Origin of the sequence: Streptomyces sp. NBC_00425 (assembly GCF_036030735.1) — a bacterium.
Lineage (GTDB): Bacteria > Actinomycetota > Actinomycetes > Streptomycetales > Streptomycetaceae > Streptomyces.
This window is the reverse complement of record NZ_CP107928.1, coordinates 7,996,382-8,015,617: the sequence shown is the minus strand read 5'-3', so window position 1 is coordinate 8,015,617 and position 19,236 is coordinate 7,996,382. Positions and strand designations below refer to the sequence as shown.

The 19,236-nt window shown below is 67.2% G+C and carries 19 protein-coding genes and 4 pseudogenes; 9 read left to right on the top strand and 14 right to left on the bottom strand.

All coding sequences use genetic code 11. From position 1 onward, the window contains the following. Positions 1–102 precede the first annotated feature (102 nt). Complete coding sequence (locus OHS82_RS35355; RefSeq protein WP_328435214.1) at positions 103–1,071, top strand: hypothetical protein; 969 nt, start codon at positions 103–105, stop codon at positions 1,069–1,071. A gap of 181 nt (positions 1,072–1,252) precedes the next feature. Then, positions 1,253–3,076: a hypothetical protein gene (locus OHS82_RS35350; protein ID WP_328435213.1), complete on the top strand. Its 1,824-nt coding sequence runs from the start codon at positions 1,253–1,255 to the stop codon at positions 3,074–3,076. A 288-nt stretch (positions 3,077–3,364) separates the two neighbouring features. Here the strand turns inward: OHS82_RS35350 and OHS82_RS35345 are convergent, their stop codons facing one another. Continuing rightward, a complete protein-coding gene (locus tag OHS82_RS35345; RefSeq protein WP_328435212.1) occupies positions 3,365–3,721 on the bottom strand; it encodes a hypothetical protein in 357 nt (118 codons plus the stop codon). Continuing rightward, complete coding sequence (locus OHS82_RS35340; RefSeq protein WP_328435211.1) at positions 3,636–4,874, bottom strand: ATP-binding protein; 1,239 nt, start codon at positions 4,872–4,874, stop codon at positions 3,636–3,638. The genes OHS82_RS35345 and OHS82_RS35340 overlap by 86 nt, the downstream gene beginning before the upstream one ends. A gap of 458 nt (positions 4,875–5,332) precedes the next feature. On the opposite strand from OHS82_RS35340, the gene OHS82_RS35335 reads away from it, so the two are divergent. From OHS82_RS35335 to OHS82_RS43605, 4 genes and pseudogenes are all read left to right on the top strand, one after another. Next, positions 5,333–5,545: a hypothetical protein gene (locus OHS82_RS35335; RefSeq protein WP_328435210.1), complete on the top strand. Its 213-nt coding sequence runs from the start codon at positions 5,333–5,335 to the stop codon at positions 5,543–5,545. A 39-nt stretch (positions 5,546–5,584) separates the two neighbouring features. Then, positions 5,585–5,722, top strand: a pseudogene (locus tag OHS82_RS35330) (undecaprenyl-diphosphatase); the annotation flags it as partial. A 241-nt stretch (positions 5,723–5,963) separates the two neighbouring features. After that, complete coding sequence (locus OHS82_RS35325) at positions 5,964–6,143, top strand: hypothetical protein (RefSeq protein WP_079041382.1); 180 nt, start codon at positions 5,964–5,966, stop codon at positions 6,141–6,143. Then, positions 6,101–6,259, top strand: a pseudogene (locus tag OHS82_RS43605) (Imm32 family immunity protein); the annotation flags it as partial. The gene OHS82_RS35325 and the pseudogene OHS82_RS43605, both read left to right, overlap by 43 nt. A 237-nt stretch (positions 6,260–6,496) precedes the next feature. Here OHS82_RS43605 and OHS82_RS35320 read toward each other — a convergent pair. Together OHS82_RS35320 and OHS82_RS35315 are read right to left on the bottom strand one after the other, a co-directional pair. Beyond that, positions 6,497–6,805, bottom strand: a complete 309-nt coding sequence (locus OHS82_RS35320) for a hypothetical protein (protein WP_057580647.1) — start codon at positions 6,803–6,805, stop codon at positions 6,497–6,499. 13 nt (positions 6,806–6,818) lie between these two features. Next, the gene (locus OHS82_RS35315; protein ID WP_328436143.1) at positions 6,819–7,778 is read right to left on the bottom strand and encodes a DUF5829 family protein; all 960 of its coding nucleotides are present in this window, start codon (positions 7,776–7,778) and stop codon (positions 6,819–6,821) included. A 412-nt stretch (positions 7,779–8,190) separates the two neighbouring features. Between OHS82_RS35315 and OHS82_RS35310 the strand changes: the two genes are divergently transcribed. Continuing rightward, positions 8,191–10,251 (top strand): restriction endonuclease, encoded by a 2,061-nt coding sequence (locus tag OHS82_RS35310; RefSeq protein WP_199863831.1) that lies wholly within the window; start codon positions 8,191–8,193, stop codon positions 10,249–10,251. A gap of 123 nt (positions 10,252–10,374) precedes the next feature. Here OHS82_RS35310 and OHS82_RS35305 read toward each other — a convergent pair whose 3' ends face one another. The 8 genes and pseudogenes from OHS82_RS35305 to OHS82_RS35270 all read right to left on the bottom strand — a co-directional run bounded on the left by OHS82_RS35305 (position 10,375) and on the right by OHS82_RS35270 (position 16,495). Next, on the bottom strand, positions 10,375–11,022 hold the full coding sequence (locus OHS82_RS35305; protein ID WP_057580644.1) for a dihydrofolate reductase family protein: 648 nt from the start codon (positions 11,020–11,022) through the stop codon (positions 10,375–10,377). A gap of 239 nt (positions 11,023–11,261) precedes the next feature. After that, the gene (locus OHS82_RS35300; RefSeq protein ID WP_057580643.1) at positions 11,262–11,546 is read right to left on the bottom strand and encodes a hypothetical protein; all 285 of its coding nucleotides are present in this window, start codon (positions 11,544–11,546) and stop codon (positions 11,262–11,264) included. Positions 11,547–11,813: 267 nt separating this feature from the next. After that, the gene (locus OHS82_RS35295) at positions 11,814–12,422 is read right to left on the bottom strand and encodes a S1 RNA-binding domain-containing protein (protein WP_328435209.1); all 609 of its coding nucleotides are present in this window, start codon (positions 12,420–12,422) and stop codon (positions 11,814–11,816) included. Between the two features lie 35 nt (positions 12,423–12,457). Further along, a pseudogene (locus tag OHS82_RS35290) lies at positions 12,458–12,919 on the bottom strand (DUF4291 domain-containing protein); the annotation flags it as partial. A 78-nt stretch (positions 12,920–12,997) separates the two neighbouring features. Beyond that, positions 12,998–13,633, bottom strand: a complete 636-nt coding sequence (locus tag OHS82_RS35285; protein WP_328435208.1) for a hypothetical protein — start codon at positions 13,631–13,633, stop codon at positions 12,998–13,000. Positions 13,634–14,224: 591 nt separating this feature from the next. Next, on the bottom strand, positions 14,225–14,977 hold the full coding sequence (locus OHS82_RS35280) for an aminoglycoside phosphotransferase family protein (RefSeq protein WP_057580639.1): 753 nt from the start codon (positions 14,975–14,977) through the stop codon (positions 14,225–14,227). A gap of 32 nt (positions 14,978–15,009) precedes the next feature. Further along, positions 15,010–15,168, bottom strand: a complete 159-nt coding sequence (locus OHS82_RS35275; RefSeq protein ID WP_157876383.1) for a hypothetical protein — start codon at positions 15,166–15,168, stop codon at positions 15,010–15,012. Positions 15,169–15,367: 199 nt separating this feature from the next. Next, complete coding sequence (locus OHS82_RS35270) at positions 15,368–16,495, bottom strand: HAD family hydrolase (RefSeq protein ID WP_242433217.1); 1,128 nt, start codon at positions 16,493–16,495, stop codon at positions 15,368–15,370. 268 nt (positions 16,496–16,763) lie between these two features. Between OHS82_RS35270 and OHS82_RS35265 the strand changes: the two are divergent. Then, positions 16,764–17,343: pseudogene (locus OHS82_RS35265) on the top strand (DUF4291 domain-containing protein); the annotation flags it as partial. Here the strand turns inward: OHS82_RS35265 and OHS82_RS35260 are convergent. Beyond that, positions 17,284–17,694, bottom strand: a complete 411-nt coding sequence (locus OHS82_RS35260) for a hypothetical protein (protein WP_242433236.1) — start codon at positions 17,692–17,694, stop codon at positions 17,284–17,286. The pseudogene OHS82_RS35265 and the gene OHS82_RS35260 overlap by 60 nt on opposite strands. A 165-nt stretch (positions 17,695–17,859) precedes the next feature. Beyond that, the gene (locus OHS82_RS35255; RefSeq protein WP_057580912.1) at positions 17,860–18,228 is read right to left on the bottom strand and encodes a hypothetical protein; all 369 of its coding nucleotides are present in this window, start codon (positions 18,226–18,228) and stop codon (positions 17,860–17,862) included. Between the two features lie 180 nt (positions 18,229–18,408). Between OHS82_RS35255 and OHS82_RS35250 the strand changes: the two genes are divergently transcribed. Then, the gene (locus tag OHS82_RS35250; protein ID WP_057580638.1) at positions 18,409–19,236 is read left to right on the top strand and encodes a DUF6585 family protein; all 828 of its coding nucleotides are present in this window, start codon (positions 18,409–18,411) and stop codon (positions 19,234–19,236) included.

Below are 19,236 nucleotides of genomic sequence, written 5' to 3'. Positions count from 1 at the left end.
CCGAGTGTCGCCCCGCCTCCGCCCGTTCCCATCCCCGTACTGAACCTCACCCCGACCGGCTTCTCGACCTGGGCCGCCGTGAACACCACAGTCGGGCGCCCCATGCCGGTACGCCTGTGGTCACCCCACCGGCCCCAGACACCTGCTGGCAAGCCCAGCCGCGTCTCCGTCCGGGACTTCGGCCGCGCCGCCTCGCCCGAAGCGGTGCGCCTGGCCGCGCATCTGGCGGCCATGGCTCCCGTCACCGTGCCCGTGATGCAACTCGTCCACTCCTGCCTCCACCAGCGGCAGGGGGCCGCACCGCTGGCCGAGGTCCTCCTGGGCGGACTGATGCAGCCCCTTCTGTCATCCGGGGACGCGCAGTTCACCGGCCGCCACCAGTTGTTCGACTTCACAGCCGAAGCAAAGGATTTGCTGCTCGATGCCGTCCCCACCACCGAACTCCTCGACTGCAGTCGGCGGGTGGGAGAGCGCATCGAGTCCCTGATCGGCCACTCCTCGGACTTCCCCGCGTGGCCCCTGGGCCCGGACGACCAAGTGACCGCCACACCGTTCGCCTACCTCGGGCCCGCGTTGCAGGCACGCCTGGGACTGGCGAACCCCGAAACCAACAACACTGCCTCCGACAGAGCTGTGCTGTCCCCGACCACCGGGGAACCCTCCGCCGAGCCTGCGTTCGCATGGGTGTCGAACGACGGACTGAACGAATCCCTGGACTTGCTGTCCGAAGAACTAGGCATCGCCACACTCTCCGGCGAAACGGATATTCCTCGCTGGGATTCCGTCATGAATCTGGTGGACACGGTCGCGGAGCGCCGCGGCGAGCCGCCCGCCGACGTGAGACCCCGTCTGCGTGCGCAGTATGTGGAATCGCTGCTGCACCTGTGCCCTTCGGAGGTCCAAGCCGCTTTCGCCCGAGTGGGCAGCACCCCACAGGACACGGCCCTTCTACTTCTCTACTTGCTTCTCTACGTCCACGCCCGGTCTGACGGCTCGCGAATGACGGAGACGGAGATTGCCGAGGATCTATCACATTTCCTCGACGGGCGGGGACTCCACCTAGACCCGTGAACGTCGGCTCGGCCCGGAGGACACACGTCGGTTCGACCTGCTCTGGCGCATCGACGGCCGGTACTGCCCAGTGGAGTTCAAACGGACCGGAACGCCCTCCTCTTGGAAGGCTGCTTTCACACAGACCGAGCACCATCTGGGGTTGTCGGGTGATTCCTTTGTCGCAGGTTTCGTTGTGGCCGTGGACGACGACGAGAAGCCTGCCGGGCCAGCCCCGCTCGAGGAATGCGTCATCGGCTACGCGCCGCCGTCCCATCCCAACAGGATGATCACTGGTCTGCGTTTCCAAAATGGTGCGGCGCCAGCGATCCGCAGGGTGTGTATCGCCGTCGACACCGTGGGGTTCGCGGCGATGACCGCGGCTTCGCGACAGTCATGGCACGAGAATCTTGATGGTGCTCTTCGCCATGCGATACAAGCGGCGGGGGTCGAGCCTGACGCGTGCGTCCGCCACGACCAAGGCGATGGCGTCCTCATCCTCCTGCCCCCGGGGGCAGACGAAGCAAGGGCTGTACCTGGATTCGCCGAGGGCCTCGCCCAAGCGCTTCGGCACGCCCTTGAACAGGGGCACACCATGCGCCTGAGAGTCGCGATGGACTCAGGAGCCGTCGTTACGGGGAGGTACGGTTTTGCTGGGGAGAGCGTGGAGCGTGTCAATCGGCTCGTCGGCTCAGATGCGCTGCGCGAGCCGCAATCCGAGTGCGCACTCCTCGTCTCCGAGACCCTCTATGAGGAAGTGCCAGCCTTCCACGGACGCTTCCAACGTGTGAACGTGAGAAGCAAGAACCTTCAGGCCTGGGCTTGGCTGCTGTCTAGCCTGCCCGAACGCTTCCGCCCCTCGGAACCCTTTGCCCCGTCCCGCTCGAACGCTGTCATGGCAGACGAAGCCTTGTCAGCGGGAGGCCATAACCTGGCTAAACGGGAACCGCAGAAGGGCACCTCCATGAACGCCAGTTACTACCGGAGCCAGCTGGACAGGAAGAACAAGGCTCGCGCTGACGCGGAGAAGAAGGTCGGCGAGTTCCGCAAGAAGGAAGCCGACAAGCGCGCGAAGGCCACAAAGGAGCGATCGGCCGCCGCCAAGGCGAGCAGCCAGAGCACCGTCAACAGCAAGCTGCGTGCTGCCCAGCGGTACGAGAACGAGGCCAACAAGGCGGGCCAGGATGCCAGCACGTGGAGCGCCAATGTGGGCAAGCTCTCCAAAGAGGCAGCTGACCTTTCGGCCAAGCTGGCGAAAGCGGAACAGGCCGAGCGGGCGGCCGCGGAGAAGGCTCGCCAGCGTGAACAGCAGAAGACGCAGCGGCGTGCCGCAGCTGAGCAGCAGAAGATCGAGAGCCGCCTGACGGCGACGGAGGGCGAGGTGCGCATGGTGATGAGGGAACTGCGGGCCCCGAAGCCGGAGAAACTGCGGGTGCTGCTGCTGGCGGCCGCCTCCGCCGGTGATCTGCGAGTCGGCCAGGAGCAGCAGAGGATTCGTGCGGCCGTGCAGAGTGCCACCCATCGAGACCTTGTCGACCTGGATCTCCACCCGGCCGCGACGGCGGACGTCTTCCTGGACGCGCTGACCCGGTTCCGTCCCCACGTCGTGCACTTCTCCGGTCACAGCACGCAGGACCTGATCGCATTCGAGAAAGGCGAGGACGGCTTCCACGAAGGTGCCATCGTCAGCGCCGGCGCCTTCGCCCGGGCCATCGCCGCCGTGGACGACAAGCCGCTGCTGGTCCTGCTCAACTCCTGCCACTCTGCGGCCCAGACCGGGAAGCTGGTCGACACCGTGCCCTTCGCCATCGGCATGTCCGACACCATCGGCGACGTCGACGCCATCACCTATGCCGCCCGGTTCTACGCCGCCGTCGCCGACGGCCAGTCCGTCCAGGCCGCCCACCTGCTCAGCCGGGCGGCCATCGAAATGAACGGCCTGCTCGACCGCGACCTGCCGACCCTGGCCTGTGCTGCGGACGTCGACCCCAGCGCTACGAAGCTGGTGACGCCGCCTCCGGAGTAGGACGTGGTTGAAGCACGGCATCGCGTTGCGCGGGCCCGGACCAGTTGGTCCGGGCCCGCGCAACTCCTCCAGAAACCCGGTGCGTCCCCGGACGCCATCGCCCACCTCGACATACGACGAGACGACGCGACCGCCTCGGCGGCACCTCCACGAGTACCAGCATGCGGCCTGACCTGCACGGACGAGAATCTCGGCACGGACAGGGCGGGGGCCAAGGAAGTCCCGTGACTGCCGCGGGCGTTGCCCTCGCACCTTGTCCTTGGCGTTCCCATGCCTCGCCCGCGGCGTTCAGGCTGGTGCGGGTGGCGGGAAGTGCGTGGTGCGGAACTCGGCGAGGGTTTGCTCCACACCGGCGATGGTCAGACGCCAGAAATCCCAGCCGTCGATCTTGTTGCTGCCGGTCGCGGCCCTGGCGGCGGTGATCGGGGTACGCCAGGGGCGGCCCAGGACGTTGATCTGGCCCTCGTGGTTCAGGACCGCCTGGTGGACCTTCTTCTCGTGCCGGCCGGTGAGGGTGATGCCGGCCTTCAGGTCGTCCGGGGGTGCAGGTAGGCCATCATCACCAGCTGTGCTGCCGCCTCCGGGTAGGTCGAGGCGGTGGCCAGGATCTCGCCGTTCTCCCGCCAGAACTCGGCGGAGGAGCACAGCAGCTTGTCCCCATGTCGATCCGGCCGTCCGGCAGCCGGAAGCTGCTCGGGGCGGCGACGACCTGGCCCTCCGTGTCGTTTCCCAGGACCCGGACAATGACCTCCTGGTAGATCGGATTGGCCACCCGCACCGGCGCGTCCGGAGCGACCAACCCCAGGTCGCGCACGTACGCCAGATCGTCGTCGTACGTGTCCGTCGGCAGGAGCAGCTCGCCCGCGATCACCGGCTGGATCACCCGCCGCACCCGGTCCTCACCCAACCTGGCGGCCAGCGAGTCCAAATGCGTCGCACGCGCCAGGATCAGCCGCTCCTTCGCCTCCTCCATGTGCCCGGCCGTGATCGGCGTGTCCGACACCACCCCCAACTCCTCGACGACCTCCCGGGCCAGCGCGTTGACCAGCCACGGCTGTCCCTGGGTAAAGCCGAAGGCACGCTCCAGCGCATCCACCGTGACATCCTGGCCCGTCTGCGTGGTGTGCTGCCCGTACAGCTCGGCGACCTCGGCCTCGGTGAAGTCACCCAACCGCAGCGACGCCACCTTGATGTTGAACGGACTCGACGTACCAAGGCGCCCCGGATCCCCGCCCGAGGCCGCCTTGTAGTCACGCACATCCCGCAGCCCGCACAGCACCACCGCATGCGGGAAGCCGCCACGGCTGACAGTGAAGCCGTCGCGCAACTGGCGCAGCACACTGCGCAGGCTCTCCCCCCCCCGCAGCGCGTCGATCTCGTCGAAGAACAGCACCAGCGGACGCGGACAGCTCCGCACCCACTCAGTCAGCCCCCGCGTGAGCCTGGACCCGGGCACCGCGTCGGGCCAGAAGGCGGGGGGCACCAGCTCATCAGGAAGCCCAGCGGACTCCGCGGACCGCCGAATCGCCTCCAGCACCAGCAGCTCGGCCTGGCCGTAGTCCTCCCCGGCCACCTCCGCGCTCTCGCACGAGAAGTGCAGCGCCGCGTACCGGCCCGAGGCCGTCAGTTCCAGGGCCATCGCCGCCAGCACCGTCGTCTTCCCGGTCTGCCGTGGCGCGTGCACCACGAAGTACTGGCCCTGCTCGATGTACCTGCGGGCCCTGGGCAGCCGCTCCTGGGCCGGCACCATGTAGTGACGCGTGGGGACGCACGGCCCGGCCGTATTGAAGTAGCGCATACCTCGCACGCTAGCCGACGGCACCGACATCAACCTGAGGCGACCATGCACCCGACCACCGGCTACACCGCCCCGTACGGGCACGAGTGCCACAACAGCGGTGCCCCGGTGCGGGGATCACCCGGCGGGCAGACGCAGAAACGCGGCCAGCGCCCGCTGGGGTGCGGTGACCGCTGGAGCGCCTCCGGCGCCCGCCAGGGCACGCAGGTCACCGCGGCACAGCTCTTCACGTGCCGATCAGCCCATCCGGGGCACGTTGTCGTCCTCATCGTCCCAGTCGGCCTCATGCATCCTGCCCCTTGCCGAAGATCTCATCCGGGCTGGTGAGCGACCGAGGCGCGCACCGCGGCCAGTGCCTTGTTGGACAGTTTGGCCGCGGGTCAGGGGCCGGTTCCCCGCGCCCACAAACGCCGGAAAGCGGCTGTACCTGCTTCGTCACGGCGGCAAGGAGTGGCTGGATGAAGATCGACACAGTCGCATCGCCGTGGAGACCCGCATGGGGCCACGAGGTCGCCGACATGGAAGGTCTCCACTCGCACGTTGCCCTGCCCATGGAGCAGGAGATTGCCGATTCGCTGCAAAGCAGGTGGCTGCGCCGTTCGTGGTCGGCGAGGGAGGGCACTGGAAAGGCGCCATCTCCCACTGCTCTACCATTCGATCTTGAAAAGTGATGGAAACCAGCAGGTCAAAGCCGCTCAGGACACGTCGACATAGTTTCGTTCATGAAGTTCATCAGCACCAAGTCGTTCATGCCCTTCGTCTACTACCGCGTCGTCCTCGGCATCGTCATCATCGCCCTGGTCACGACGGGCGCGCTGAGCCCACACGCGGCGGAGTCGGGTGGCTGACGCGCCCGACGGACCAGGCCGGGCTGCTCGGGCCGGGTCAGGTCGGGCCGGTCGAACTGGACCGGGTCGGACCGGGCCGAGTCTGGTGGGTCGGGGCGCGCGGCGCGGGACATGAAGCGGCGAGGTCGGGTGAACTCGCCGCGGACAGGGCCCGGTTGATCGATCAACCGTGACCAAGCCCATATCGGCGGGCGTAGCCGTCCGGTAGCGCAGTGTCAGTGCTTGCGCCTAGGCTTGGCGCATGTCCCCCACTTCTGTCTCCCCTGGTTCCGTGCGGTCCGCTGCCGAGGTGAACGAGCGGATCCGGGCGCTCTGGATGCGCGCCGGCGGGTCGCTGTCGACCCAGGAGCGGGCGGAGTACGAGCTGTTGGTGGTCGAGTGGGCCTCGGCGATCCGCGGCGAAATGGTCAAGGCGGCCTGACTCCCCTCTGCCCTCGATACCTTCGGGCGATGGCCACCGCACAGGACGGCGGCCATCTCCACGTCGACTGCTTCCCCGGCCACTACTGCCTCGCCGAGGGTTCGTTGCCCCTGGTGGTCGAGAGCCCGCACGGAGGCATGCCCGTCGGCGAGCGTCCGACAGCCGGGTTACCGTCGGCAACGGGACGGTCGTCGGCGGACCTCGCCACCGGCGGGCGACCCCGCGCACACAATCCCGCGGATGGACCGGAGCTCGCTCAGCCGGCCGGCACGGACGCTTCCCCGGGCAGCAGCGCACCCGGTCGAGCCCCCGCCCAGCGACCCTCTGAGCCGTCGCACTCGGCCCACGTCGGATCAGAGGAGGCTCTCGTCGTGCACCGTCCATCCTGCGCCCAGCTCACGCCGCAGAGCCGCCAGGGCCGCCTGCGCCTGCTGCTTGAAGAGCTCACGTTCCTCGTCCGACCACGGCGACGGATCCGACGGACAGGACCAGTCGATCGACGACTGATACCACTCGGACAGCCTGGCCAGCTCCGTCCTGAGCGCCGGGCTTACCGGCAGCCGCCGCAGGTGGACGGGGTAGCCGTACTCGCTGTGCATGTCCACCGGCCACAGCGGAGTGTCCACGCCGGCCTCGAAGAAGAACCGCAGGGAAGAGGTCACACGGCATCCTCCCTCACCCGGTGGGCGTCCTCGTCGGGCCGGGGCTCCCGGGGATCTCGTCGACGTTGCCGGTGAACGTCCACACGGCATGGCTGCCGGGACCGACGGTCAGGGTGGAGTGACCGATCCGCTCGATGTGCCGTTGCTGCACGGGCCGGTTGAGCGCCATGTCGACCTGCCGCAAGCCCGCCTGGTCACGCGGGACGGCGTCGAGCCGGATCGTGGTGCCACCCCGCTCCGCGACGACGCCACCGCCCGTCGCCGTCCGGACGGCGAACCCACCGGCCCGGAGCAGCGGCAGGGTGTCGGCGAGATCGCCCTCGGTGACCGCGATCCGTACGGAGGTCACGTCACGCATCAGGTGGGTGAGGTAGCCGTCGGAGAGATAGCGCTCCCGGCCGACGTCACCGGGAGAACTCGCCGGCTCGGTGTGGCCGCGGGGGTCGGCGAAGTACTCCGGCCGGTATTCCATCGCCCAGGCCCCGAAGGTGTCGTACTCGGTGGTCGTGAGGACGGCGTCGAACCACGGCACGGGCACACCGTCGCCGAAGTCCCGGGTCTGGAGGAAGGCGACGGGATCGGCGACCCCCTCGCTCCGCAGACGCTCGGTGACCGTCTCCAGGTCTCCCGCTCGTTCGGTCGACAGCCCGAGCCCGGCGGAGCCGAGGGTGCCGTCCTGCCCGGCGACGTCACCGACTCCGAACAGTTCCAGATAGGTCTCGCGGCCCATCAGATAGCGGCCGGTCCAGGTCTGTCCGCCGGTCCCGGTCGTGGTGCGGACCTGGAAGTCGGCGAAGTCCGCGAGATAGCCGGAGTGTTCGATGGCGTCGGCGGTCTCCCGGTCGAGGACTCCGTAGGAGTGGTTGTAGAACAACAGCTGCCGGTCGTACGAGGACCGGCTCCCCTCGGCCTGTGCCGTCCCCACGCCACCCCCGATCGCTCCGGCGAGGGTCACAGCGAGCACGACGATCATCCGTAACGTCCGACGCATCAGCATGCGAGCGATCGTAGGACGGAGAGCACCCGACCGTGGTTCCTTTTCCGACGACCCCGATACCGAACGGGCTGTGAGCAAGGCCTGACGCGCAGTCGGTCTGTGAACGCGGCTCGTTGATCCATGTCGATCGGCGTTCACAGCGCTTTCTTCGTCGGTGCGCACGGGGGTGCCGTAGCTTGGCGAAAGCGACGGTTCGAGTACTGCGCCCCGGCACGGCAGTGGTTACTCTTGAGTCACGTTGACCTGCGGGGACGGACCGAGCAGGTGACCTCCGACGAGTGGATGTGCGAGACACCGATTGCTGGATAGAGTCGTCTCGTGACAACCGGTTGCGGGGACAACCAAAGCACCTTGCGGCTGCCCCCATCCTGGGGAGGGCCTACAGCACATGAGTCGTCGCTCTACTGGTTCTGTCGGCGTCTGGGCCGAGATGCAACGGCAGCAGCAGCGCCAGCAGGAAGCCGAAGCCAGACGGCGGAGACAGCAGGAACAGCAGGAACGGGCCTACCAGCGGCGAGCGGCCCAGAGTCACCGCGAATACCGGCAGGCGGAGGCTCTACGGCGCACGGAGGAACTGGACGCGCAAGTCGGGTCGTTGCAGGGTCTTCTTGCCTCAGGCTGCCAGGCTCCGCCCTTCAGAGCCGCCTCTCTCCTACGAGCTGAGGACGTCCAGCCCTTCGCTCCAGGTCCCTTGGCACAGCCGGTTCCCATGCCGGACTTCCATCACTACCAGACGCAGAGCGGCTGGACCGCGAGTCGCAGGGCCCAGGCGCAGGCCGAAGCGCGAGCGCGTTTCGAGCGTGACTGGCAGACGGCCCAGGCCGCGGAAGTTCAGCGACAGCGACAACTGGCCTCGTATCAGCGGGAGTACCAGCAGTGGGTCGATACCCAGCTGGCTGATGTACGGCGGCACAACGCCGGCATCGGCGCGATGTCCGAAGGCGTGAGGCGCCAGGATCCCGACTCCGTGATCGAGTACTTCTCTGCCGCCCTGTACGCCTCGACGGTATGGCCGGAGGATTTCCCACGTCAGGTGGCTGCCGCCTACGACCAGACAGCCCGGCAACTGGTGCTCGATTGGGAGTTGCCCGCTTACGGCATCGTGCCGGAGGTCAAGGCCGTCCGGTACATGTCCGGGGTCGACCAGGACAAGGAGACCCCCCGCCCGGTAGGCCAGCGGCGTGCGCTGTACAGGGAGGTTCTGGCTCAGTGCATGCTGCTTGTCCTGCACGAGCTGTTCGGCGCGGATGAGCTGGGCGCGCTCGAGTCGGTGGTCCTGAACGGGTTCGTCGACGGGCATGACCCGACGACGGGCCGAGCGGGTCATATCGTCCTGGCGACCGTCATGGCCTCGCGCTCTTCGTTCCGTGACTTACATCTGGCGCAGGTCGACGCGGGCAGTTGCCTGGCCGACGCGCTGCGCGGGCAGCTCTCGGCGCGACCGGACCAACTCACACCCGTGCGGCCGAACAGACGGCCGCAGGACGTCGGGAATCGCGTCGTCGCCCACGGCGGCGACGAGGAACCTGATCTGTTCGCCATGGACCCGATCGCCTTCGAGAACCTCGTTGCCGATCTCTTCCGTGCCATGGGGATGCAGGCGGTGACCACCCAGCGCTCAGGCGATGGTGGTGTGGACGTCGACGCGCTGGATCCGGCGCCGATCCGAGGCGGCAAGATCGTCGTGCAGGTAAAGCGCTACCGCAACACGGTGCCGCCCACCGCCGTGCGTGACTTGTACGGAACCGTGCAGGACGCCGGCGCCAACAAGGGTGTCCTCGTGACGACGTCGGGGTTCGGCCCCGGCTCACACACCTTCGCCAACGGCAAGCCACTGGAACTCGTCTCGGGCCCTGAACTCGTCGACCTGCTCCATCGTCATGGGCTGCACGGGCGGCTGGGCGACCGAGACCGCCAAGTCCCATCGCAGAGATCGTCCTCGAGGCCGGACTCTCGGCTGCCCGACGATTACAACGTCCTGGGGATGTCGTGGACCGGAAGCGTCGCCCTGGACGTGTGTGCTCTCGTCTGCCGTGGCAACCGGGTTCTCAGTGACGATCACTTCGTCTTCTTCAACAACCCGCAGACGCCGGACGGCTCGGTGCGTGTTCTTCCGGCCACTGCACCTGACAAGGCCGCGATCTGTGTCTCGTTCGACGGGCTGCCCGATGAGGCTGACCGGTTCGTACTCGTGGCGGCCATCGACCCGGAGGTCAACCCGAACGCCGACCTCTCCGGTTTCACCGACGCATGCATCCGACTCCTGGACCCCGGACTGGCTGAGCTGGGACGACTCGAGGTCTCCGACGGCCGGCCGCGCGAAACCGCCTTGGTACTCGGTTCTTTCCGCCGAAGGTCGAGCGGGGACTGGGACTTCGTCCTGGGCGGGAAGGGATACACGGGCGGCCTGGAGGAACTCGTGCAGGACTTCGGCATCGACGTGGAGTAGAGACCGGCCAGGGGCAGGGGCAGGGGCAGAGCCCCCCTTGCCGGGTGAAGGCCGTGACGTGGCCCCATCATCCACAGGAAGCTGGGCTTGATCCACGTCAGGCCTCGTTCACAACCCTTTCTGTCATTTGCGCCAGAACAGGTGATGCGTCACTCCGCTCGGGCTCGGCACGACGTCCATGTGGAACCGGTCCAGCAGCTGTTCGGGCGAGTCCCAGAGGCGGAGCCCGCCGCCGAGCTTCACCGGTGCGACGGCCACATGCATGGTGTCGACGAGGCCGGCGTCGAGGAACTCCCGGACGGTGGTCACGCCGCCGCCGAGCCGGACGTCCTTGCCCTGCGCGGCCTCCCGTGCCGCAGCGAGAACGGTGACGGGGTCGCCGTCCACGAAATGGAACGTGGTGTCGGAGAGCGTGAACGATGGACGCTTGTGGTGGGTCAGGACGAACACCGGCGTGTGGAAGGGCGGCTCGTCACCCCACCAACCGCGCCACTCGTGGTCCTGCCACGGACCGCGCTGGGGTCCGAACTTGTTGCGGCCCATGATCTCGGCGCCGATGTTGTGGCTGAAGTCCCGGGCGAAGTAGTCGTCGAGGCCCCGGCTTCCTCCGGGCTCGGTGCGGTTGGGCCAGCTCGCCGTGGCGCCGGCCCAGGCGAAGAGCTTTCCCGGATCGACGTCGTGGCCGAAGGGCCGCTCCAGACTCTGGTCCTCGCCGGCGGCGACGCCGTCGCTCGAGACGGTGAAGTTCTGCACTCGCAGCAGCTGATCCATGTGCTTCCTCATCAGGTCCTGTCGCCTCCTCGTACGGCGATGCGCCCTACGTCAGGATGTCGAACGGGCCGTGGCCGAATCGACAGCGGAGCCCGAGTTCTTCCAAAACTTTCCCGCGCGACCGCTCGTCTGCGTCGTTCGGCGGCACATCGGGCTGTGAAGGGCGGGGGCGACCATGTGGGCACTTGCCAGGCCGGTACAGCCGTCAAGGCCGTCTCATGTGGCCGGCCCGAACGCTGTCAGGCGGACGCCACCACCTCGCCGGCCATGACCTGGGGAGGGTTGGGGAGCAGCGAGGCGAGGCTGTCCCGTACGAAGTCCGCGGCCCTCGAGATCGACTCGTCGGCGCCGGCCCGGTCCTGGAAGACGCTGGTCGAGACCATCACTCCGTCCCCCGCGTCGATCCAGTAGTAGGCCACGAAGCCGGAGACCTGCCGCATGAGCGGCACGAACCCCTCATTCACGAGACGTGCGGCCTCGGCCGGATCGGTCACTCCTTCGTACCGCCGGACTGCTGCGAACATCACCAAGCTCCTCACGGCGTTCTGGGCTCGCCCTCTGCTGAGGCGTCGTACCCCAGCGGTGGCTGCCCGGCTCACCGGGCGTCCGGCAATCACCTGAAGGGTCGCCCCGGGTGATCCGAACGGCGGCGGCCGGACCGGACACGCGGCCCCGCGCACGTCTGTCGGGAGAGGACGTCGGGGTGGAGTGGGGGCGGCCTCAGGCGGGTGGCTCCCGCAGCACGAAAGAGACCTCGGAGGCCGTTGCACAGACGCAACGTCAGGCAGGTCTCAGCCGACGCCTTCGGCAGACAACCGAACACGGCGGCCGTCGAGGTCGACATCGACGATCAGCACCGACACGGCCTGGCCTTCGCGGACGCTCTCTGCGAGGTCCGCGACCTCCTCGGTGAGGGGAACAAGCCCTTCCACACAGTCGGCGAGGCGTACGAAGAATCCGATCGGCGCGATCTTCGTGACGTGTCCGGTGACGACCTGGCCGACACACTCCACGAACCGGGGCAGCAGGTCCTCGTGCTCAGCCCACTCGCGAAGCATGACGCCCACCTGATGATTGTGCTCGGCGTGCCAGACCACCTCGCCGGCGACGAGCTGTCCCACGGTCGGCAGTTCCCTGCACCTGGGCATCCTGTCGACTCTGGCCAGGCCAACGGCTTCAGGGCGACCATCTATGGAGAGGAAGGCGCCGAAGGGCTGTCTGCCGATCACCTCACCGGCGATCGGCGTGCCGACGGGCAGAGAACGAACCGTCTCGGCCCAGGCCGCCTCGGCACCGGTCGCCTGGCACCAGCCGTTCTCGGAAGGCCAGGAGTACTCGCCCATCCGCTGATCATGGCACGCGACACCTGCCCTCTGGACGAGTACCGGGGCACCGGTCATGAAGAGGTCCGTCAGGACGGAGCGCGGCCGCGCACCTATCGCCGCAGGCGGGCCAGCACAGCCTCCGCCACCGGATACGGACGCTCCTCCGGCAGCAATGCGGTCGCCGCGTCCAGGTCACCGGCGCGCACATGACCGTGGATCTCCCGTGCCAGCGGCGTCACATCCTCGATGCCGACGATCCACTCGTCCGCGTACCGCACGGTCGCCTCACCCGCGAGGCCCAACTGCAGTGACCGGTGCGGCAAGGGCTGCAGTCGCAGATCCCGCTCCGGATCCCACTGAACCCGTGCCGGCGACCGCTTCAGCTCCCGCTTCCAGTCCGCCTAGTCGGCGTGCAGCTCCGGCACGTAGTGCGAGAGGCACGCATGGCGCAACGCCCACTCGAAGCCGTCCCGTCGCATCTCCACGGCCAGGACGGTCTCCTGCCCCTCCTTCAGGCCCCACCCGCAGCGGTACATCATTCACAGGAAGCTGGGCTTGATCCATGTCAAGCGTTGTTCGCAGACCTTTCCCGAGGAGGCTCGGCCCCTTCGGGTGCTCGTTCCTGACATGGCGCAGCCGGCGCACGACGATCACTCAGCAGCCCGGGTCTGCGCTTCACGGAGCTTGTCGGCTTGCGACTTCAGCATGTCCGGGTCCGGCTGCGGCATGAAGGCGCTCTTCTGCGACGCCGAGAGTTGGCTGCCGACGCTACTGTCGGCCATGACGGTAACGGTAGCGTCGCCTGTGCGCAGAGTCGTAATCAAGGAATAGGTGTCCGACTTGAACCCGTCGCGATCGAAACTCCAGTGCATCCGGAAACTCACAGAGACGTAGCCCGCCACGATCGGGTTGGCCAGTTGTTCGATCTCCGCTGTCGCGCGATCGCCGTAGGAGCTCAGGAAGGAAAGCGACGCGCAAGAATCCAGGGCTTTTTCGAGGGAAGCGAAGTAGGCGTCTGCCTGTTCGGGACCGTAGCTGGCAAAGGTCAGCCTCTCGGTCTGCAGGGCGGCATCGGAAGGGACTATCGCGACCGAAGCCCAGGCTGCCGAGGTGGCAGAGGCGCCGACGCGTGCATCCCAGAGCGGACGGCACACCTCAGGCTTTGCACCAGCGTCTGACGTGCTACCGCCGGTTCTCGACCTGGGCGCACCGGTGACCCGGTAGCCCGGCAAGGTCCCCTCTACAGGGAGCGCGGCAGCCAGTTCTGCGGCTTTCAGAGGCTGCACACGTTTCGACGATGCTCTCGGAGTGCGGGACGACTCCCCGGATCGGGCATCCGCGCCACCCGCCGGTGCCGAACATCCCCCGACAAGAACCAGCACAGCACCAGCGGCAGCCGCTGGCAGGAAGGAGCGGCCCCGTTTGAACGACATACAGACCCCCGTCACAACGCTTCTAATGCCAGGGAGTGTATGCGCCAGTCAATCCATGTCGGGCTGCTGCGGATCCCAAAGCCAAGCCATTGCGGCTCTGTTGGGCTGATCTTTGTCATTGAGTCACAGCGCACGCAACGTCCCACGGGGCACGTTACCCTGCGCTCGGCGACTGACCTCTGCCACGTCACCTTCCTCGAAGAGGATATGAGCGCGGCTTGATGATCCATGTCAAGCCGCGTTCACAACCCTTTGTGCAGCCGGTGCGCGCAGCGGACCAGGGAGTGCGCCGAAGTTCACGGCTACCCCGTTCTCGTCACTGCTGACCTGTGCAAGCCATCCCGGGGCCACGAAGAACCTTTGGCCCCGCAGGTCGGTAGAAACGGACCCAGGGCCGATTCGCCGCTCGCTGGCAGCCAGAGGTCAGGGCGGCAGGCGGATTGGCTACTCGATCAGATGCCGGTGCGTCTTGCTCCAGTCGATCCTGTCGTCGAGTTCGGTCAGGAACCCATTGGCAGCCCAGGTGGCCTGGGGCTCGTGCCCCTGCTCGGCCAGGCGGCGCACGAGGTTGGCAGTGTCTTGCTGTCTGGCAATGACGGCGTCGACGATCCCTGCGGTCGAGTCGAGGCCGTACGCGCTGCAGAAGTCCTCCAGTCGCGAACGGCGGTCGGGCGGCGTCGGATAGTGCAGCCGGCGCATGCAATCGGCATCGTCACGGAACGGGGCGACGTACTCCAAGGCGTAGGCCACGTCGTGCATGCGTGGTGCCGGGCGGGCGAAGTCCCAGTCGATGATTCCCACCGGCTGGACACCCTGCCAGATGACGTTCCAGGGACCGAAGTCCCCGTGGCAGATGACCTCGTCGTCACCCGGGTCGCCCGCGTCCGTGGACCAGCTCGCGCCCGGCGGAGGCGAAAAGCTCCTGCACGCATCGTGGTAGTCGCGCAACAGCCGGGCGAAGTTCCTCAATCCTTGGCCGTCCACGACCTTGGCCCAGCCCGCCGCACCGGAGTCACCCTCGATGTAGGTAAGGACCTCACGCCCCTGGTCGTCGATTCCCAGCGGCTGCGGCGCATAGGCGAAGCCGACCGCCGCCAGGTGCCGGAGCAGTGCATGGACGGTGGGCGTCCACGGCTGGACGGGCCTGCGGACCGTCTCACCGATCCGTACCACCCGACGGTGGGCCCCGTCCTGCATCACTTCCTCACTCGACACGCGGTGCACATTACTCAGCCATCTGAAGGCGCGGCACCTCGGAGTACGCGACTGTCCGCGCCATCGATCACGCCTGCGAAGAAGCTGGAACCTGCGCGACCGACCATCTGGCGCTTGAGCATCTGGGCGCGGACGACGGTGAAGACGGTCGGCAGGCCGACCAACACCAGCACGGACGGACCGCAGGCGAGGCATCCTCACCGCCATGATCGGCCCGGCCACGAGCACCTACCCGACGGAGGCAGGTTCATATTCGCCTGCCCCTGGGCCTCTTGTCGGTCACTGTTTCCATGCGGTCCTGGGACCGCGAACCTGGGCGGTGCGCCGAGCACGGCCGTCGCACCGACCAGACCCGCGTGCTGCGGCTGTACGTCAGCGGATCTCATCCGGCTTGACCACGAGCCAGTTCTTGTCGGCTGTGACCTGCTGGCCGAGCTCCTCCTGCCGGGCCGCGTTCGCCTTCTGCATGTCCTGGATCTGCGTAAGGTACTTGTCCTTGCGGTTGACCCAGATCCGGGTCCCGCCGTGTTCCACGTCGGTGGACTGGAAGAGCATGGGGCCGTCGCTGACCGGGGTGTCGCCCGCGACCAGAATCGGCTTGCGCCACTGGTCGATATACGTGTTTATGGCGGCGGGCTTGCCCTGGAACCAGGTCAGCGGGGCCCACAGGGTCGGGGTCAACTTGTCGTTCGCGAGCTCGCGCGGGTCGTAGCGGCCCTCGGCGATCTCCTTGCGGGCGGTGGTGAGATTCCCGGTGACCGGGTCCTTGAGCAGCATGGAGACGCCGATGACGTTCTGCGGCTTGGCGCCGTAGCCGTGTTTGGGGTCGGACAGCACGTCCCGGACCAACTCTTCACTGGCGGCGCTGACGACGTAGACCTCGATGCCGTTGTCCCGCAGGGCGTGGTACAGCTCCTGCATGCCCCGGTAGAACTGCGGTGGCTGCACCTGGGTCTTCGTCAGCTGGTCACCGACGTAGTACTCGGCCGGGATGGGCTTGCCGTATGCGAGCAGGTCGTCGACGTACCCCTTGAGCTGCTTCAGCGTGAATCCGGAGAAGATCTGGGCGACCCAGGGGTAGCAGACCTGGTCGTCGATCTCGCAGAGCCGGTTGTAGTAGCTGTAGAGACTCTCCTGATGGTTCTTCGTGTCCTTGAAGGGGATGAGCCTCAGGGACCGGTCCATCGTCGAGCGCTTGAGCTTCCCCTTCATCTCCAAGTAGGGGAGCAGCGACTCCTCGAGGTCGTACCGGTAAGTGGTGTTGTCGGCGTCGAAGACCGCGTACGCACCCTGGTTGGCGTGCTCTTCGATGACCTGGCCGAGCTTTTCGGCGACCGGAGCGGGCCAGTGCTGCAGCTGGGCCGCCACGGCCTTCCCGTCCGTGCCCGCCGCCGTCGCATCCTGGGGCGGCCACAGCCCGACGAGGCTCGCGATCAGCAGCGCTGCGAGCGCGCTCAGTACCGCCGACAGACTGAGCCGTCTTCCCCTGCGTGGTGTCATCTGGCCTCCCTTGAGGAGAGTGGAACGCCCCGTGATTGCTCCGTCCCCCCTGGAGCACGGCGGGGCGGCAACGAGGTCGAATACCGCGTCAAGCGCGGCAATCATGGCCCGGTCATTGCTTGATACGCAACAGTCTGCACAATGTGAAATCGATGGAGTTGCAGTCCCGGGAGGAGCACCGAGGCCGGGCACCTTCTTGGGCCCGTCGCGACGAGCGGCCGTCGAAAATCGGTGGCCTCCTGACCTGACCGACTCCGCGCTGTACGCCATGGAGGAACCGCACCACAGGATCCGAGCGCTTCACACGGCATCCACGATCACCGTCCACCAGGCGTACTCCCCTGAAATCGGACTGCCCGCCGTCCGCGACGGCCGTTTTCCGGACGCGTGGAAGCCTGACCGGACGACGTGGATTACGCCCAGTTTCCTGTGGATGATGTACCGCTCCAACTGGGGCACGAGCACCGGGCAGGAGACCGTCCTTGCCGTCGAGATCACTCGCGACGGCTTCGACTGGGCGCTGAGCCACGCCTGCCTGTCGAGTTACGTCCGCAGGCCTGCATCCCGATCTCGGCACCTGACAGCGTGACCTCAAGTGCGCACCGGCCCGTCTCCAGTGGGATCCCGAACGCGGCCTGCGCCTGCGTCCCCTGCCGCACCGCTCGCTGCAACTCGGGCTCTCGGGCGAGGCATCGTCGCGTTACGCGAACGAGTGGACCGCGTCCATCAGTGACGTGACCCCGCTCGCCCACGAGATCCACGCATTCGTCAGCAGCGGTGAACTGGACTCAGCGGCCCGGCTTCTCCCACAGGAACAGGAGTACCCCGCCGGTGACGAACTGCTCGCCCCGAAAGGCATGCGGGAGGCTGCGGTTGAGCGCGAGCGAGTGCACGAGCCAGTGGTCGTCGACGGCGATGATCTCGGCGATCATGTCGTCGGTGAGGTCCGGGCGCTTGGCAACGCTGCCAAGGCCGTTGCGGTGGGCGAAGAGGCGGCGGATGAGCTCGGGCGGTAGCGCGGGGTTCTTCGCGAGTCCCTCCACCACCCGGTCGAGATGAACCGGAAGCGGCGCGGCGTCCGACACTGCAAGCGACCCTTCCGGCTTGGCGAGCTGGCCGCCGAGTCTCTCATACGCGGTCGCCTCATACGCTCCGCAAAGACTGGTGAAAGACTTCAGCGAGCAGGTCTGTCCCTTCACCTAGCCCGAGGTGGGGGGATTCAAGGTTCTCGCCGCAGTTCCGTGAATCCCCAGGTCCGCGACGGGAACGCTGGAGTTGATGCGGGCAAGGGACCTGGCGACAACGGTCCACGGGAATGATCAACGTGTGTCCTGAACGGTGTCACGCAGGTCTCGCGGTGCGCCCTACTCAGCCGCGTGTCGGGCCGTGGAGAGCAGCCACCGCCAGCGTCGGCGTTCCGTCACGAGGGTGGTGACCACGAGGAGGGACACGAGGACTGCCGCATAGCCGGGCACTACCACCCACGCGGCGATCGTGGCAGCGGCGAGTTGCAGCAGCACGAGCAGGATGGTGACAGCACCGGGGACAGGAACGATCACCTGTGTCTTGTCCCCCGGAGTGGAGAAAACGGTCGGCAGGCCGACCAGTACCACCACGGCCAGGACGGCGAGCGGCCATGAGTACGTCGACAAGGCCCACGGAGTGGTGACCCAGGCGACGAGTTCAGCGGCGAAGCGCAGGACGGAGGCGATGCGGTCGTCGGGCTTCTCCATGTACGCCCCCCAGGCTGCTTCGGCCACCGGCGGGAATCCTACGACAAGTCACCCGCCGTCGAGGCACGACAGCCATCTACCGGTTTCCAGCCAGACGCCGTAGCATCGCGTGACATTCGGGATCGTCAACTCACCTTGTTGACAGGCCTGTTGGGGAACAGCAGCGCGGTGGGAGTGACGATGGCGGCTCGAAACCTGTGGGACGAGATCCCGGCGACCGTGCCGGGCACGGCGGCGCAGCGGCAGCTCGGCGCCGCCCGGTACGCCTTTCGCGCACAGACCAGTTCGGTTGCCTGGTGGGGCTCGTTCATGCTCCTGCTGGTCACGGCTTTCTGCGTGATGATGGTCTTCGTCATCAGCGGTGAGAGTGAGTGGACGAACGCGATCCTCTTCATCATCCTCGGCGGGGGCTCCTTCCTCGGGGCGATCGCCGTCCCGCTGGCCGCACGGTTCAGACCGGTTGCCTGGTGTGCCGTTTTCGACCGTGGCGTCGTCTACCAGTACGGTTCACAGCCACCGATCGCCGGAGCCTGGGACGAGATCACCGGATGTCAGCGACACGCGACGGACCTCGTACGCAACGGGGTCAAAATGTCCACCACCCATTCCGTGTACGTCCAGATGCCGGCCGGTAACTTCATGGTGTCGGGTGACACACCCGGGGCGCAGGAAATCGGCTCCCTGATCGCGAACGGTTGGGCCGCTGTCCAGAACCGGATCGCGGAAGAGGACGCCACGGCCCGACTGGCCGAACTCGCCGAGTTGTTGCAGACCGGTGCGCGCGTGGAGTTCGGACCGTTCACGGTGAGCTTGGCCGGACTCGAGCACGGGGGCACGGTCCTGGACTGGAAGAGGATCAGCGAGGTCGAACTGATGGGATCGACCATCTGCGTGGTGGTCACCGGTGAGCGCAAGCCGGTGCGGGAGCCGGTCTCCAGCATGCCGGACCCCGTGCTGTTCCTCACCGTGGCGGACGCCGTGCTGCGGGCTGCGCGGCAGGCCAGGTGA